This window comes from Streptomyces sp. NPDC043685 (assembly GCF_056436585.1).
In genome coordinates, this window is the sequence record NZ_JBWKCH010000005.1 from 428,031 (window position 1) to 442,172 (window position 14,142).

Here is a 14,142-nt window from a genome sequence, read left to right on the forward strand (position 1 = left end):
GGTGGTCAGGGCTGCTCGACGATGCCCACAGCGATGGTCGAACTCGCGGGCACCGGCGCGGAAGGGGGCCGGGCGGGCGGGGGATTCCCGCCCGGCCCTGTCCGGATGCGGTGCCGGACGGCCGACGTGCCGTCGGTACCGCGCGGCGCGCTGTCCTCGCGCCGTGGTCAGCCGCCGAAGGCGGCCCGGTTCTCCCGCACCCACTGGGCGAAGGTCCGGGCCGGCTTGCCGGTGACCTTCTCCACCGTCGGCAGCACGGTGTAACCGGCCTCCGGCGGGTTGGTGCGCATCATGATGAAGAACTCGATGTCCTCGTCCGAGTAGCCCTGTTCACGCCACTGCCCGACGATCTCGTCCCGGGACAGTTCGACGTAGCGCACCTCGCGGCCGAGGACCTCGCCGATGATGCGGACCTTGTCCGGCGGGGTCAGCGCCTCGGGGCCGGTGAGCCAGTACTCCTGTCCCGCGTGGCCGTCCGCGGTCAGGGCGACGGCGGCGACCGCGGCGATGTCCGCCTCGTGCACCATGGCGCTCTTGGCCTCCGGGAACGCCTCGCGGACCACGCCCTCGGAGGTGACCGACTCGGCCCATTCCAGCGCGTTGGACATGAACTCCACCGGCGAGAGGTGGGTCCACTCCAGGCCGCTGGCCTCGACCGCCTCCTCCAGGGGGCTCTTCTCCACGTCGCCCTTGAGGACGGTCACCCGCCGCACCCCGGCCTTGCGCGCCAGTTCGGCGATCTCCACACCGTTGGTCAGCGGGGAGAAGTCCTCGCCGGCGAAGCTGATCAGGTGCGCGGCGGTCACGCCCTCGAAGGCCTGGGCGAGGCTGGAGGTGTCCGCGAGGTTTCCCGCGACGGCCTCCGCGCCGGCCGGGAGGTCGGCCTTCTGCGGATTGCGGGTGAGCGCGCGCACCTGGTGCCCGGAGGCGAGCAACTGCTCCACGAGGGGACGTCCGACGTTGCCCGTGGCACCGGCTACAAGAATGGTCATGGGGGGTCTCCTTCCGTCTGGGAACGACGTTAGGAGCATTCGCGGTCACCTATTGACCGCCATTGATGTCAAACTCTCGCCATGTTGGAAACCTCGGCCCGGCTGCTGCGTCTGCTCGGACTGCTGCAGACACAACGTGACTGGTCAGGACAGGAATTGTCCGACCGGCTGGGCGTCAGCGCGCGCACCATCCGGCGCGACGTGGACAAGCTGCGCGCCCTGGGCTACCCGATCAACGCCATCGGCGGGGTGGGCGGCGGGTACCAGCTGGGGGCCGGTGCCTCTTTGCCGCCCCTGCTGCTCGACGACGAGGAGGCGGTCGCCGTGGCGGTGGGACTGCGGACGGCGGCGGCGGGCGCGGTCACGGGCATCGCGGAGACGTCCGTCCGGGCCCTGGCCAAGCTCGACCAGGTGCTGCCGTCCCGGCTGCGCCATCAGATCAACACGCTCGGCGCCGCCATGGTCACCATGCCCACCCCGGGGCGCACGATCGACCCCTCGGCGCTCAGCGCGATCGCCTCGGCCGTGCGGGACCGGGAGCGGCTGCGGTTCGACTACGTCTCCTACGACGGGGAGCGCACGGTGCGCGACGTGGAGCCGTACCGGCTCGTGCACGACGCGCGGCGCTGGTATCTCTTCGCGTGGGACACCCAGCGGTCGGACTGGCGCAGGTTCCGCGTCGACCGGCTGGAGCTCAAGGTGCCCACCGGTCCCCGGTTCACCCCGCGGCCGCTGCCGGACGAGGACCTGGTGAGCTATCTGTCGACGGGGCGCACCACGGCCCAGTACCGCTACCGGGCCGTGCTGACGATGCGCGGCTCGGCCACCGAGGTGGCCGACGAGGTGCCGACGACGCTGGGCACGGTGGAGCCCATCGACGACGAGTCGTGTCTGCTGCGCATCGGCTCGGACAGCCTGGACCATCTGGCGGTGTGGGTGGCCGCGTTCGGGTTCGACTTCGTGGTGCACGAACCGGACGAGCTGGTGCAGCGGCTGCGGACGCTCACCGGCCGGCTGCACCGGGCGGCCTGGCCGGAGAGCGACGAGTGGGCCGGCAGCGTCCGCGACCCGGCGGCCGGGGAACGGCCCGCGTGAGGGCGTGCCTCACGCGGCCGCCCTCGGTCAGGCGCGGGCCGGCACCGCGGCGGTGACCCGGGCGCGTTCCGCCACCGCGCCCTCGGCCTCCCGCAGCGAGACGGCCGCCTTCTCGTGGTCGGCCGGGTCTTGGGAGGTGAACGGGGCCACGGTGTGCGAGGCGGTGATGATCTCCAGGTCGTAGCCGAGGACCTGCCCGAGCACCGTGCGCAGGTACGGCGCGCAGTGGTCCATCGCGTGGTCGGCGGAGCCGGGAGCGTAGTCGCCGCCGTAGGCCAGGATCACGGTGGCCGGGCGGCCCGCCAGGGGGTTGGCGGACGGGTCGAAGGGCAGGGTGCGGCCCATCAGCAGGGACTGGTCGAACCACGCCTTGAGGTGGGAGGGGATGGTCCAGTTGTGCATGGGCGCGCTGATCAGGAGCGCGTCCGCGGACAGGATCTCCTCGACGAGTTCGTCGTGCAGCGCGGCGGCGGTGCGCTGGGCGTCGGTCTCGGGCGCGTTGAGCAGGGTGTGGACCCCGTCGGCGTCCAGGTGCGGCAGCGGGGTCGCCACCAGGTCGCGGTGGGTGACGTCGCCGTCGGGCAGTTCCTTGGCCCAGGTCTCCCGGAAGAGCCCGGCGAGCCGGCGCGAGACGGAGTAGGGCGAGGGCGAGGAGTCGATGTGCAGCAGGCGGGCCACAGGCCACCTCTCATGAGGATCGGTGAGCGCCCGGGTGCGGCGCTCGGCTGGAGGCATGGTCCGGTGCGGCGCTCGAACCCGGTCGGAGCGCTGCTTGCGCCCCTCCGGGTCACGCGCGCACGCCGATGAACAGCCCGCGGCCGGAGAGCACGCCCGGTACGTACTCGGGCCGCAGTCCCGCCTGCGTGAAGGCGTGCTCGTACTGGTCGCGGGTGAAGAGCATCGCCCGGTGGACCTCGGTGACGTGCCGGACGCCGCCGTCGGGCGAGGCGATCAGGTAGTGGACGCTCATCCGGGAGGCGTCGCCGTCCCGGACGGTGTGCGCGACCCGGGCGATCGTGGTGCCGTCCGAGTCGATGACGTCGCTGGAGACCCAGCGGTCGACGTAGGTCTCGGGGAACCACCACGGCTCGACGGCCACGACTCCCCCGGGTACGACGTGCCGGGCGAAGCACCGCAGGGACTGGCGCAGTTCCTCCACGGAGCCGACGTAGCCGATGGAGGCGAACAGGCAGGTCACCGCGTCGAAGGTGCGGCCCAGGTCGAAGGAGCGCATGTCGCCGGTGTGCAGTGGGATGTCCGGCAGGTCGGCCCGGGCGATCTCGAGCATGGGTTCCGACAGGTCGATGCCCTCGGTGTGGCCGATGAGTTCGCTGAACGGCCCGAGGTGTCCGCCCGTGCCGCAGGCGACGTCCAGCACGCTGGAGGCCCCGGGCAGCCTCCGGCGGACCTGCTCGGCGACGAGTTCCGCCTCCGCGGCGTAGTCCTTGCCCCGTGCGGTGTGCTGCGCGTGGTAGATCTTGGCCGAGTCGGCGCCGTACATGATTCCTCCGTTGCCGGGCGGTGAGGTGTCCTTCTGACTCCCGGCAGACTCCCCGCTGCCCGTCGAGCGCCGCTGGAACCCGGCCGGGGCTTGAGCGAGTCGCGATCGAGACGGTCCACGATGCCCTCGGCACGCCGTTCCCGGTGGTGGGACAGGACCGCACGGGCACCGACCGGGCGACGGCACAGGCAGCGGAAGGAAGGACACCATGTCCGCGAACGGCAGGGTCGTCGTCCTGGGCGGTACGGGCTTCCTCGGGCGCCATGTGTGCGCCGCCCTCCACGAGCGGGGCCTCGAGGTGGTGTCCGTGGCCCGCGGGGCACCGGCCGACCTCCCGCCCTGGCGCTTCCTCGCCCTCGACCTGGTCACGCTGCCTCCGCGTGAACTGGCCCGGGAGCTGGGCGGGACGGGGGCCGGGGTGGTGGTCAACGCCGTCGGCAGCATCTGGGGGCGGCGGGAGGACCAGATGTGGGAGGCCGCCGCGGTCCCCACCCTGCGGCTGCTGGACGCGCTCGCCCTGCTCCCGGCACGTCCGCGGCTGGTGCATCTCGGTTCGGTGCTCGAGTACGGCCGGATGCGGGAGGGCAGTTCCACCACCGCGGTCACCGAGGCCCGGCCGACCAGCGCGTACGGCCGGGCCAAACTCGCCGCGACCCGGGCCGTGCTGGAGCGGTTCCGCAGCGGCGAACTGACCGGGATGGTGCTGCGGATCAGCAACATCGCCGGGCCGGGCAGCCCGGACGTGAGTCTGCTCGGGCAGGTGGCGGGACAGCTCCTGGAGGCCCGGGGCGGTCCGGCGGTGATCCGGCTCGACCCGCTGCTGGCGCACCGCGACTACGTCGACGTCCGCGATGTCGCCGAGGCGGTGGTGGCCGCCGCGCTGTCACGGCGGTCCGGGGAACTGGTCGACGTCGGCAGCGGCGAGAGCACCTCCGTGCGGGCGCTGGTCGACCTGCTGATCGAGCGGAGCGGGCTGCCCGCGGTCGTGGAGGAGCACAGCGGGACCGGGAGACAGCACTCCACCGAGACCTGGTCGCGCGTGGACACCGGTCCCGCGTGGCGGTCGCTCGGCTGGCGGCCGCACAGGCCGCTGACCGAGGCGGTGGAGGCCTATTGGCGTGAGTTCACCGAGCGACGAGACGTCGCGACGCGAAAAGGAGAGCCGTCGGCATGACGACTTATGTGTGGGACTACCTGCCGGAGTACGAGGCGGAGCGCGAGGATCTGCTGGACGCCGTCGAGACGGTGTTCCGTTCCGGCAGGCTGGTCCTCGGGCCGAGTGTGGCGGGCTTCGAGGAGGAGTTCGCCGCGTACCACGGCAGCGCCCACTGCACCGGCGTGGACAACGGCACCAACGCGGTGAAGCTCGCCCTCCAGGCACTGGGCGTGGGTGCGGGTGACGAGGTGATCACCGTGTCGAACACGGCGGCACCGACGGTGGTGGCCATCGACGGCGCGGGCGCCACCCCCGTCTTCGTCGACATCCGCGAGTCCGACTTCCTGATGGACACCGATCAGGTCGCCGCGGCCGTCACCCCGCGCACCAAGGCGCTGCTGCCCGTACATCTGTACGGGCAGTGCGTCGACATGGCGCCGCTGCGGGCGATCGCCGAGCGTCACGGCCTGGCGATCCTGGAGGACTGCGCGCAGGCGCACGGTGCCCGGCACCACGGCCGGCTCGCCGGTTCGCTGGGGGACGCGGCCGCGTTCTCGTTCTATCCGACCAAGGTGCTCGGCGCGTACGGCGACGGCGGGGCGGTGCTGACCTCCGACCCGGACGTCGACGCGGCGCTGCGGCGACTGCGCTACTACGGCATGGAGAAGACGTACTACGTGGTGCAGACGCCCGGGCACAACAGCCGCCTGGACGAGGTGCAGGCCGAGATCCTGCGCCGCAAGCTGCGCCGGCTGGACGCCTATGTCGCCGGCCGCCGGGCGGTGGCCGAACGCTACCGCGAGGGGCTGGGCGACCTCGCCGGACGGGGGCTGCTGCTGCCGTCGGTGACGGAGGGCAATGATCACGTGTACTACGTCTACGTGGTGCGCCACCCCCGCCGGGACGCGATCATCGAACACGTCAAGCGTCACGACATCGCCCTGAACATCAGCTATCCGTGGCCGGTGCACACCAACTCCGGTTTCCGGCACCTCGGTTACGAGCGCGGTTCCCTGCCCGTGACGGAGCGGCTGGCCGACGAGATCTTCTCGCTGCCGATGTACCCGTCGCTGCCCGCCGGCCTCCAGGACAAGGTGATCTCGGCGGTGCGCGAGGCCGTACTCAGCATCTGAGCCCCGGCCGGACGGCCCTTGAACGCGATGGTGCCCGCCCCCTTTCGAGGGGGCGGGCACCATCGCGTGGGAAAGGTGCGGCGTCAGACGAGAGCCTCGATCGCCTTGACCACCTCCGAGGGGGCGGGCAGCCCGGCGATCTCGTCCGCGAGGTCGCGGGCGCGCCGGCGGTAGGAGGAGTCGGACAGCATCTTGGAGATGTCCGCGGCCACCTCCTCGGGCGGCTCCTGATGGGAGGGCAGGGTGAGCGTCGCGCCGAACGCGTCGACCGGGCGCAGGGGGATCGCCGAGGCCAGGATCTCGGGGAGGACGAGCTGCGGCACCCCGGCGCTCAGCAGGGTCATCACGGTGACGCCGCCACCGTGGTGGACCGCGAGGTCGAGGGTGGGCGCGATCACGTCGAGGGGGACGAACCCGGCCTTGATGTGCGGGTAGGCCTCGCGGATCTGCCCGGCGAGCGGCTCGCCCGTGGCGACGACGACCTCGATGTCGCCGGCGTTCAGGAGCGGGTTGTCCAGCAGGGGCCGGAAGAAGTCCATGCCGAGCGCGGGGATGAAGGCGCTGCGCGAGCCGGAGGTGATGAGCACGCGGGGGCGGTCGCCCTTGGCGTACATCCAGGGTTCGAGCGGTATCTGCGGGTTGCCCGCGGTCCAGCGCATGGCCTGGGCGGGTTCGGCGTGCTCGGGTCGCACGCTGGGCGGGGTGATGTCGACGAAGAGGCTCGCGTCGGGGATCGCGTCGAGGCCGAACTGCTCCAGTTCAGGGCGCAGTTCATCGGTGGCGCCCTGCCAGTCGACGTCGGTGCGGTCGTAGATGGCCCAGGTGTGGCGCACCAGGGGCACGCCCAGTTTGTGGGCGACGAGCGGGCCGGCCAGGTTGTACTCGCCGCCGATCACCACGTCCGGCCGCCATGCCTCGGCCAGTTCGAGGGTGCCCGCGAGGCCCGCGGCGGACAGCCGGGCGAAGCCGCGTCCCGCGAAGTCCATCTCGTGGGCCTCGCCCGTGGGCATGGGCAGCCAGTTGCCCTGCCGGTCCTTGAGCATGGCGTCGGCCATGCCCATGGCGGTCACGCCGCGGGCGGGCAGACCAAGACCGGTGATGAGGTCGAGGTTCTCCTCGGGGGCGGCCACGATGACCTCGTGGCCGGCCGTGCGGGCCGCGGAGGCGAGCGGCACGCTGGCGTGCACGGGCGCGGCACCTCCCCCGGCGACGAACAGGAATCGCATGCTTCTCCTTCGGATCGTCCGGGGACCGCCGGCCACGGCGGGTGCCGTGGCCGGCGGCCCGCCGTTCACTGGCTCACGGCCTTCTTGTAGCGCTGGACGGCCAGCGGCACGAAGATCGCGAGAATCAGCGCCACCCACAGGAACGAGGCGAGGACCGGGTTCTGCAGGGGCCACACTTCGGGTTCGGGCCGGCCCGCCGGGATGTTCCCGAACAGTTGCCGGCACGCCTCGACCACGGCCGAGACGGGGTTCCAGTCCGCCACCACGCGCAGGACCGCGGGCAGTCCCTCGCTGGGCACGAACGAGTTGGAGATGAAGGTGAGCGGCAGCAGCACCATGAGCATGGCGTTGCCGAGCACCTCGGGCGACTTCGCCGTCAGACCGATGGCCGCGGTGATCCAGGAGGCGGCGTAGGCGAAGAGGAACAGCAGCAGGAAGGCGATCGCCGCGTCGACGAAGCCGCCCCGGATCCGCCATCCCATCAACAGGCCGGTCAGGGACATCAGCACGATGACCAGCAGGTTGTTGACCGCGTCGCCGTTGGTGCGGCCGACCAGCACCGCCGACTGCGAGATGGGCAGTGAGCGGAAGCGGTCGATCAGTCCCAGCTTCATGTCATGGGCGATGCCGACGCCGGTGTTCGTGGCGGTGAGCAGCATCGTCTGGGTGAGGATGCCGATGACCATGAACTCGCGGTAGTTGGAGCCGTAGACGTCGATCGCGCTGCCGAAGACGAAGCCGAACAGCAGGGCGAAGGCGATCGGTGCGGCGCTGGCGAAGACCACGATGTCAGGGTTGCGCAGGTTCTTGATGACGTTGCGCTTGGTGAGGACGACGCCGTCCTCGAGGGCCTGGCTCAGGGCGCTCACTTCACTTCCTCCTTCGCACGGCCGTCGGCCTGTTCTCCGGTTGCCGGCCGTTCGGTGAGAGCGAGGAACACCTCGTCCATGCTGGGCCTGCGCAGCGTGGTCCCCACCAGGCGCACCTGGGAACGGTCCAGCAGGCGCACGCTGTTGACGAGGGCCTCCGGTCCGTCGGAGACGGGCACGATGACCCGGTTGTTCTCCTCGTCGACCGAGGTCTCGCCGCCCTGGGCGATGTCCTGGAGCAGGGTGCGGGCCTGGGCCGCGTCCGAGGCGCTGCCCACGGTGATCTCCAGGCGCTCCCCGCCCACCCGGTCCTTCAGTTCGTCGGGGGTGCCCTCGGCGATGACCTTGCCCTGGTCCATCACCGTGATGCGGTCGGCCAGTTGGTCGGCCTCCTCCAGGTACTGGGTGGTGAGCAGCAGTGTGCTGCCGCCCCGCACCAGCTCGGCGATGACGTCCCACATGGCCATCCGGCTGCGTACGTCCAGGCCGGTCGTGGGTTCGTCGAGGAACAGCACCTGGGGGGTGGAGACCACCGCGCAGGCCAGGTCGACCCGGCGGCGCATACCGCCCGAGTAGCCCTTCACCGGCCGGTCGGCGTCCTTGGTCAGGCCGAACCGCTCCAGCAGTTCGTCCGCCCGTTTCTTGCTCGCCGTGGCGCCCAGGTGGTACAGCCTGGCCACCATCTGCAGGTTCTCCCGGGCGGTCAGGTCCTCGTCCACGGCCGCGTACTGGCCGGACAGGCCGATCAGACGGCGCAGTTCGGGTGCCTGGGTCAGCACGTCGAGGCCGGCCACCGTGGCCCGGCCCGCGTCCGGGCGCAGCAGGGTCGACAGCACCCGTACCGTCGTGGTCTTGCCCGAGCCGTTGGGGCCCAGCAGTCCGTGGACCGTGCCCTCCCGCACTGTCAGGTCGAATCCGTCCAGTGCCGTGTTGGGGCCGAAACTTCTCCTCAGCCCCTCGGCGACGATCGCGTTCGTCATTGCTCCTCCCTCACCCGCGTGGCGCGAGCTCGCATTGGTGCCCCGACGGCTCCGCCAAGGCGCTCACACCGTAGGACCGATCGCGGACAGCTTTTGTCCGCCGTAGCCGGGTGCCACGGGAAACCGTCGTCTTCCGCGGGATCGGGCGGTTCACATTCTCGGCTCAGCGCACTGGACAGCGAGTCGAATAACGCCGGATCCGGCGGCGAGTGGAGGCGGGTGCCGCCTTAGCCCGTCGGCCGCTCATGCCCGGTCGGGCTTTTCAGCCGGGCAAACAGAAGGTAATGCAACGATCAAGCAGAAAAATTGGTTCCGATCTCCTCCGCGACGGCAGGAAACCCGGGGAATGACCGGTGATCCGGCCAGAAAGCGCGTGCCGGACGTCCTCGCAGGGCTGCCGGAAGCGGCTCGGGGGCGGCGGGGAGAGCGCCTGCCGCGGCCGGGCGCGCGCGGGGTGCCGCCGGTCGAGGCGCAATCCAGCCGGTCCTGAGCGCCGGGCCCCACGGTGTCGGCACCGCGTCACGGGCGCACACGGGCCGGCCACCGCCGGCCCGCCGTCCGTGACCGGTTCCGTCCACCTCTTGCCGCAGCATCGGTCCGTCACGGACCGGGAAACGGATGACTGACGATGAGCCGGAGTCTCGGTGCCCTCACCCTCGTGGGCGCGCTCGCCCTCGTGCCCCTTCTCCCGTCGGCCGCGGGAGCCGCCGAGGCCCCCGCGGCGGCGCCCGTCGCCGCCGTCGCGCAGCTCAAAGCGGCTCCCGTGGGCGTGTGGGACGGCTCGGTGAGTTTCCCGGCCGGGGAGGTGGAGGCGCGGATGTCGTTCCGGGCGAACGGCACACTGTGCCTGATCGCCCCGCCCCCCGGGCCCGACGGGGGCGTCGAGGGGCAGGGCACCTGGCGCACCACCGGCCGCAACACCTTCACCTTCACAGTGAAGGAACGGTTCTTCGATGGCGCGGGGAACACCACGGGCTATCTGCGGGCCACCCACCGGGCCACCCTGCGCGGCGACCGCTTCACCACGGTGGGCGAGGGATCCTTCCACGATGCGGCCGGGAACGAGCAGGACTCGTTCCCCGTGACGTCCCAGATGCGCCGCGAGAGTCGCGCGGACGCCTGCTGAGCCGCCCGGCCCGCACCGGTCAGGCCGCCGCGGGCCGGTCCCGCAGCAGCGTCCGGGACCGGGTGCGCAGCCGGCCGTCCACCCGGACCAGCACGTCCGTCACGGCGTAGGTGGACTCGAAGCTGACCTGGCCTTCCTTGTCGGTCAGCGTCACCAGGGAGCCGTACGCCACGGTCAGCGTCCCGTCGTCGCCCTGCTCCATGCGGTAGTTGTCGTTCCAGTGCCGGACCACGACCTCCCGGTACCGGGGCAGGGCGGCCCGGGCGTGCTCGAGCAGCGCGCTCCTGCCCTCCAGCTTCTGCCCCCGGTGGACATGGTGCGTCACGCCGTCCTCGGTGAACGTGTCGGCGTATCCCTCGAGGTCCAGCGAGTCCAGCAGGGCCATCTGCCCCGCGTAGAAGCGCAGCACCTCCACGTAGAGATCGGTGCTCACCGCTGCCATCCGTTGCCCCCTGTCCTGGTCAGGTGTCCCGTCCCCGCCGCTTCGCCGGCGGGGACGCCGCTCGTCTCCTCGTCACAGCCCGCTCCCGGCACCACCGCGACCGGAACGGCCTCGGCGCGCGCCGGCCGCCGGACCGGTGGTGGCGCCTCCAGGTCGAGTTCGGAGCGCAGCACCGCCCGCTGCAGCCTCTGCAGCCGGACCGACGGCTCCACGCCCAGCTCCCGGTTCAGGGTCTGGCGCAGGTTGCGGAACACCTCCAGCGCCTGTGACTGCCGCCCGGCCCGGTAGAGCGAGACCATGTGGTGGGCGCAGAGGTTCTCGTGCATCGGGTGCTTGGCGGTCAGCACGGTGAGTTCGCTGAGCACGGCGTTGTGCCGGCCCAGCCGTATGTCCGCTCCGATCCTGTTGTCCAGGGCGATGAGCCTGCTCTCCTCGAGCCTGGCCACCTCGATGCTCAGGGGCATGCCCACCCGCACGTCGGCGAGCGCGTGCCCCTGCCACTGGTCCAGGGCCCTGCCCAGGTGCCGCGAGGCGGCCTCGTAGTCACCGCGCTCGATGGCCTGGTTGCCCGCGTCCACCAGCTGTTCGTAGACCCAGACGTCGACGTCCTCGGCCGCGACATCGAGCAGATAGCCGTCGAAGCGGGTGACCAGCACGTCCTTGGCGCGGGTCGGGGCGTCGGCCGGCAGGGCCGAGTCGATCAGCCTGCGCAGCTGGAGAATGTAGGTCTGCAGTGTGGTCCGTACGCTCATCGGCGGGCGGTCGCCCCAGAGCTCCTCGATGAGCGCGGGCACCGAGACGATGCGTCCGGCGCTCAGCGCCAGCATGGCCAGAACCTGACGGGGCTTCGCGGCGGTTGGTGTCACCGATCGGCCGTTTAAGGTAGCGTTCAGCTCTCCCAGAAGACGTATGCTCACTAATTCCCCCAGTAAAGTGCAGCTCCACGGATGGTCAGACCGCGGGACGGTGCCGAGCACTTGCACGTTTGGCCACGTCGTGGCACCAGGCGCTGTATGAGATCGATCAGGCAACCCCCCGTCATTACCTGCGGCAGCGACGACCGTCAGCCTATGTACGCCTTGTCAGCTCGGTCAACCAATCGACCTTGGCGAACAATGCGTCACCGACGATCGGATTCCTTCCTAAAACCGTGCTGGAATATTCATCAGCCAACTCGAATCTGACTCGATCGAGGTTGCCGTCCAGCGGGAAACTTGACATGTGCGTACCAAAACGGAAGGGCCCGCCCCCGGTTCCTCCAGGTGCGGGCCCCGCGGCGTTCGCCGACGCGCCTCAGTAGTTCCCGAGCCCGCCGCACACGTTGAGCGCCTGTGCGGTGATCGACGAGGCGGAGTCGGTCACCAAGTAGCCCACCAGCCCCGCCACTTCCTCCGGGGTCGCGTAGCGGCCCAGCGGGATCTTGGCGTTGAACCGGTCGAGGACCTCCTGCTCGGTGATGCCCCAGTGGGCCGCGTAGCCCTGGCGCACCCGGACGGCCATGGGGGTCTCCACATAGCCGGGGCACACCGCGTTCACCGTGATGCCGCGTTGGGCCAGTTCGAAGCCCACGGACTTGGTGAAGCCCACGACACCGTGCTTGGACGCCGTGTACGGAGCCGCGTACATGACGCCCTGCTTCCCGGCGGTCGAGGCGATGTTGACGATGCGTCCCCACCCGGCCTCCAGCATGCCGCCGGCCCGCAGCACCTCCTTGGTCACCCGGAACACGCTGGTCAGGTTGGTTTCCAGCACGTCGAGCCAGAGATCCTCGTCGAGCTCGGCGATCTCCCCGCCGCCGCCGCGGCCGGCGTTGTTGACGAGGATGTCGATCCGTCCGAACCGGGCGGTGGCGGCCGCCACCGCGGCACTGATCTGCTCGCCCGAGGTGACGTCACAGGACGTGCCCTCCGCCGTGCAGCCGGCGTCGCGCAGTTCCTCCACGACCTCGGCGACCTTCTTGCCCTCGCGCGCGCAGCCGAAGACGGCGATGCCCTGGCGGGCCAGCGTGCGGGCCGTGGCGAGCCCGATCCCGCTGCTGACGCCCGTGATGAAGGCGGTTCGCGCACCGGTCATGTTGTTCTCTCCTTCTCGTCAGCACGTCAGCTCGTCGGACGGGCCCGACGGCTCGTCATGCGGCGCCGGTTCAGGCGGCGCAGTGCGGCAGACCGCCGTGGAATTCGGCCATCTCCCGCAGGGAGGCGGCGACGTCGACGCGCTCCCCGGGCGCGAGCCCGTCGAGCTCCGCGTAGGCGCGGTGCAGATTGCCCACCAGACGCTCGGCGTCGACGAGCGCGGCGAACGGCCCGAGGTCCGCCTGTCCGGCCGTCTCCAGGACCGTCCTGCCCTGCCGCTTGCCGTCCTCGGCCAGCCGCCGCAGCCACCGCAGATACGCCTCGGTGGCGTCGAGGACCTCCGGCCCGCCCGCCGGGCCATGGCCCGGCACGACGAACCGGGGCTGGAGACGGCGCAGTTCGGCCAGAGCCCGCAGGGAGCCCTCGACGGAACCCATCAGGACGTAGGGGGTGACACCCGACCAGGCGACGTCCCCGGTGAAGAGCACACCGCGTCCGGGCACCCACGCGACCACGTCGCTCGCGGTGTGAGCCGGCCCCACCCGGGACAGCTCGACGGTCAGCCCGCCCAGCCGCAGCGTGAGCCGGTCGGTGAACGTCGTGTCGGGCAGGGTCAGTTCGGGCTCGCCCCAGTCCACGTCCGGCCAGATCCCGCACAGGGCGAGTCCCGCCTCCGCCATGTCGGAACGGGTCTGCTCATGGGCGATGACGGTGGCACGCGGCGCGAACTGGTCGTTGCCGAAGACGTGGTCGCCGTGGAAGTGGGTGTTGACCACGGCGTCCGGGCCGCCGGGGACGACACGTTCCACGGCCTCGCGCAGCCTCAGCGCCCGGGCCCGGGTGGCCGCCGTGTCGATCAGCACCGCCTGTCCGCCCGCCGCGATCAGCCCCGCGTTGTTCACGCACCAGCCGCCGGGCAACTGCTCGTAGACATGCACGCCTTCGGCCAGCTCGCGCAGTGCCGGGGGCGCCGCCGTCCCGGCGGCCACGGTCAGACCACCTCCGAGAAGCGCTGGAGCGTCTCACCGGGGCTCGGGCCGTCCAGTGCCCGGAAGATGCGCTCCGCGTCGGGGCCGTGCTTGTCCAGCCGGACGTGCGCGAGCTCGACCCGGGTGCGGCCGGGTCCGGCCGGAGTGAAGACGACCTCGATCTCGCTGGCCCGCTCGTCGTCCGGCACCGACTGCCACCGGCCGTCCACCCGCCAGGTCAGGCGCAGCCCGTGCGGGGGGTTCCATTCGAGGACGGTGCCCCAGTCGATCTCGTTGCCGTTCACGTCCCACTCGTAGTAACGGCCGCCTTCTTTGGGCTCCATGGCCAGACCGGCCCGGGGCTCGGACAGCAGCACGTGCGAGGGCGGCCACCAGTCCGCCATTCGCTCGGTGAACACCTCGAAGCAGCGCCGGGGGTCGGCCTCGACCTCGACCCACTTGCGCACATCGGGAACGGAACCGTGCGGCATGAACTCTTCCTTCCGCCGGGTGCAGGAGTGTGCCGCCACCGTCATCGGGCCGCCTCGACCTCGTGTGGAGCACGGCTCGAACCCCCCGGGC

At 71.3% G+C, this 14,142-nt stretch carries 15 protein-coding genes; 4 read left to right on the forward strand and 11 right to left on the reverse strand.

All coding sequences use genetic code 11. The features are described 5' to 3' along the window. Positions 1-167 precede the first annotated feature (167 nt). Positions 168-992 carry an SDR family oxidoreductase gene (locus AC0665_RS18870; RefSeq protein WP_468405417.1) on the reverse strand — a complete coding sequence of 275 codons (825 nt, stop codon included), beginning with the start codon at positions 990-992 and terminating at the stop codon, positions 168-170. A gap of 81 nt (positions 993-1,073) precedes the next feature. Between AC0665_RS18870 and AC0665_RS18875 the strand changes: the two genes are divergently transcribed. Beyond that, positions 1,074-2,087, forward strand: a complete 1,014-nt coding sequence (locus tag AC0665_RS18875) for a helix-turn-helix transcriptional regulator (protein WP_363120653.1) — start codon at positions 1,074-1,076, stop codon at positions 2,085-2,087. A 27-nt stretch (positions 2,088-2,114) separates the two neighbouring features. On the opposite strand, the gene AC0665_RS18880 is transcribed toward AC0665_RS18875, so the two are convergent. Both AC0665_RS18880 and AC0665_RS18885 read right to left on the reverse strand, forming a co-directional pair. After that, a complete protein-coding gene (locus tag AC0665_RS18880) occupies positions 2,115-2,765 on the reverse strand; it encodes an FMN-dependent NADH-azoreductase (protein ID WP_468405414.1) in 651 nt (216 codons plus the stop codon). Between the two features lie 109 nt (positions 2,766-2,874). Further along, on the reverse strand, positions 2,875-3,588 hold the full coding sequence (locus tag AC0665_RS18885; RefSeq protein ID WP_478705393.1) for a class I SAM-dependent DNA methyltransferase: 714 nt from the start codon (positions 3,586-3,588) through the stop codon (positions 2,875-2,877). Between the two features lie 208 nt (positions 3,589-3,796). Between AC0665_RS18885 and AC0665_RS18890 the strand changes: the two genes are divergently transcribed. Together AC0665_RS18890 and AC0665_RS18895 are read left to right on the forward strand one after the other, a co-directional pair. Beyond that, entirely contained in the window at positions 3,797-4,762 is a 966-nt protein-coding gene (locus tag AC0665_RS18890) for an NAD-dependent epimerase/dehydratase family protein (protein ID WP_478705394.1), read from the forward strand. Beyond that, positions 4,759-5,877, forward strand: coding sequence for a DegT/DnrJ/EryC1/StrS family aminotransferase (locus AC0665_RS18895; protein WP_478705395.1), 1,119 nt, complete (start codon positions 4,759-4,761; stop codon positions 5,875-5,877). The genes AC0665_RS18890 and AC0665_RS18895 overlap by 4 nt, the downstream gene beginning before the upstream one ends. An 83-nt stretch (positions 5,878-5,960) precedes the next feature. On the opposite strand, the gene AC0665_RS18900 is transcribed toward AC0665_RS18895, so the two are convergent. The 3 genes from AC0665_RS18900 to AC0665_RS18910 all read right to left on the reverse strand — a co-directional run bounded on the left by AC0665_RS18900 (position 5,961) and on the right by AC0665_RS18910 (position 8,952). Continuing rightward, the gene (locus AC0665_RS18900; protein WP_478705396.1) at positions 5,961-7,103 is read right to left on the reverse strand and encodes a glycosyltransferase; all 1,143 of its coding nucleotides are present in this window, start codon (positions 7,101-7,103) and stop codon (positions 5,961-5,963) included. 65 nt (positions 7,104-7,168) lie between these two features. Then, a complete protein-coding gene (locus AC0665_RS18905) occupies positions 7,169-7,972 on the reverse strand; it encodes an ABC transporter permease (RefSeq protein WP_363120647.1) in 804 nt (267 codons plus the stop codon). Continuing rightward, on the reverse strand, positions 7,969-8,952 hold the full coding sequence (locus AC0665_RS18910) for an ATP-binding cassette domain-containing protein (protein WP_468405407.1): 984 nt from the start codon (positions 8,950-8,952) through the stop codon (positions 7,969-7,971). The genes AC0665_RS18905 and AC0665_RS18910 overlap by 4 nt, the downstream gene beginning before the upstream one ends. Positions 8,953-9,580: 628 nt before the next feature. Between AC0665_RS18910 and AC0665_RS18915 the strand changes: the two genes are divergently transcribed. Beyond that, positions 9,581-10,078: a hypothetical protein gene (locus AC0665_RS18915; RefSeq protein ID WP_468405405.1), complete on the forward strand. Its 498-nt coding sequence runs from the start codon at positions 9,581-9,583 to the stop codon at positions 10,076-10,078. A 19-nt stretch (positions 10,079-10,097) separates the two neighbouring features. On the opposite strand, the gene AC0665_RS18920 is transcribed toward AC0665_RS18915, so the two are convergent. The 5 genes from AC0665_RS18920 to AC0665_RS18940 form a co-directional block, all read right to left on the reverse strand. Further along, positions 10,098-10,511, reverse strand: a complete 414-nt coding sequence (locus AC0665_RS18920) for a nuclear transport factor 2 family protein (protein WP_468405403.1) — start codon at positions 10,509-10,511, stop codon at positions 10,098-10,100. Then, positions 10,508-11,497 carry an AfsR/SARP family transcriptional regulator gene (locus tag AC0665_RS18925; RefSeq protein ID WP_468637814.1) on the reverse strand — a complete coding sequence of 330 codons (990 nt, stop codon included), beginning with the start codon at positions 11,495-11,497 and terminating at the stop codon, positions 10,508-10,510. The genes AC0665_RS18920 and AC0665_RS18925 overlap by 4 nt, the downstream gene beginning before the upstream one ends. A 316-nt stretch (positions 11,498-11,813) precedes the next feature. Next, on the reverse strand, positions 11,814-12,593 hold the full coding sequence (locus AC0665_RS18930; RefSeq protein ID WP_478705397.1) for an SDR family NAD(P)-dependent oxidoreductase: 780 nt from the start codon (positions 12,591-12,593) through the stop codon (positions 11,814-11,816). Between the two features lie 70 nt (positions 12,594-12,663). Continuing rightward, positions 12,664-13,581, reverse strand: coding sequence for an MBL fold metallo-hydrolase (locus AC0665_RS18935; protein ID WP_478608316.1), 918 nt, complete (start codon positions 13,579-13,581; stop codon positions 12,664-12,666). Between the two features lie 2 nt (positions 13,582-13,583). Then, positions 13,584-14,051 carry an SRPBCC domain-containing protein gene (locus tag AC0665_RS18940; RefSeq protein WP_468405394.1) on the reverse strand — a complete coding sequence of 156 codons (468 nt, stop codon included), beginning with the start codon at positions 14,049-14,051 and terminating at the stop codon, positions 13,584-13,586. Positions 14,052-14,142: the final 91 nt, after the last annotated feature.

Excerpts from the sequence above, each read along its gene's own strand:
- AC0665_RS18870 (WP_468405417.1), bottom strand. The coding sequence starts at position 992 with ATGACCATTCTTGTAGCCGGTGCCACGGGCAACGTCGGACGTCCCCTC.
- AC0665_RS18875 (WP_363120653.1), top strand. The coding sequence starts at position 1,074 with ATGTTGGAAACCTCGGCCCGGCTGCTGCGTCTGCTCGGACTGCTGCAG.
- AC0665_RS18885 (WP_478705393.1), bottom strand. The coding sequence starts at position 3,588 with ATGTACGGCGCCGACTCGGCCAAGATCTACCACGCGCAGCACACCGCA.
- AC0665_RS18890 (WP_478705394.1), top strand. The coding sequence starts at position 3,797 with ATGTCCGCGAACGGCAGGGTCGTCGTCCTGGGCGGTACGGGCTTCCTC.
- AC0665_RS18895 (WP_478705395.1), top strand. The coding sequence starts at position 4,759 with ATGACGACTTATGTGTGGGACTACCTGCCGGAGTACGAGGCGGAGCGC.
- AC0665_RS18900 (WP_478705396.1), bottom strand. The coding sequence starts at position 7,103 with ATGCGATTCCTGTTCGTCGCCGGGGGAGGTGCCGCGCCCGTGCACGCC.
- AC0665_RS18910 (WP_468405407.1), bottom strand. The coding sequence starts at position 8,952 with ATGACGAACGCGATCGTCGCCGAGGGGCTGAGGAGAAGTTTCGGCCCC.
- AC0665_RS18915 (WP_468405405.1), top strand. The coding sequence starts at position 9,581 with ATGAGCCGGAGTCTCGGTGCCCTCACCCTCGTGGGCGCGCTCGCCCTC.
- AC0665_RS18930 (WP_478705397.1), bottom strand. The coding sequence starts at position 12,593 with ATGACCGGTGCGCGAACCGCCTTCATCACGGGCGTCAGCAGCGGGATC.
- AC0665_RS18940 (WP_468405394.1), bottom strand. The coding sequence starts at position 14,051 with ATGCCGCACGGTTCCGTTCCCGATGTGCGCAAGTGGGTCGAGGTCGAG.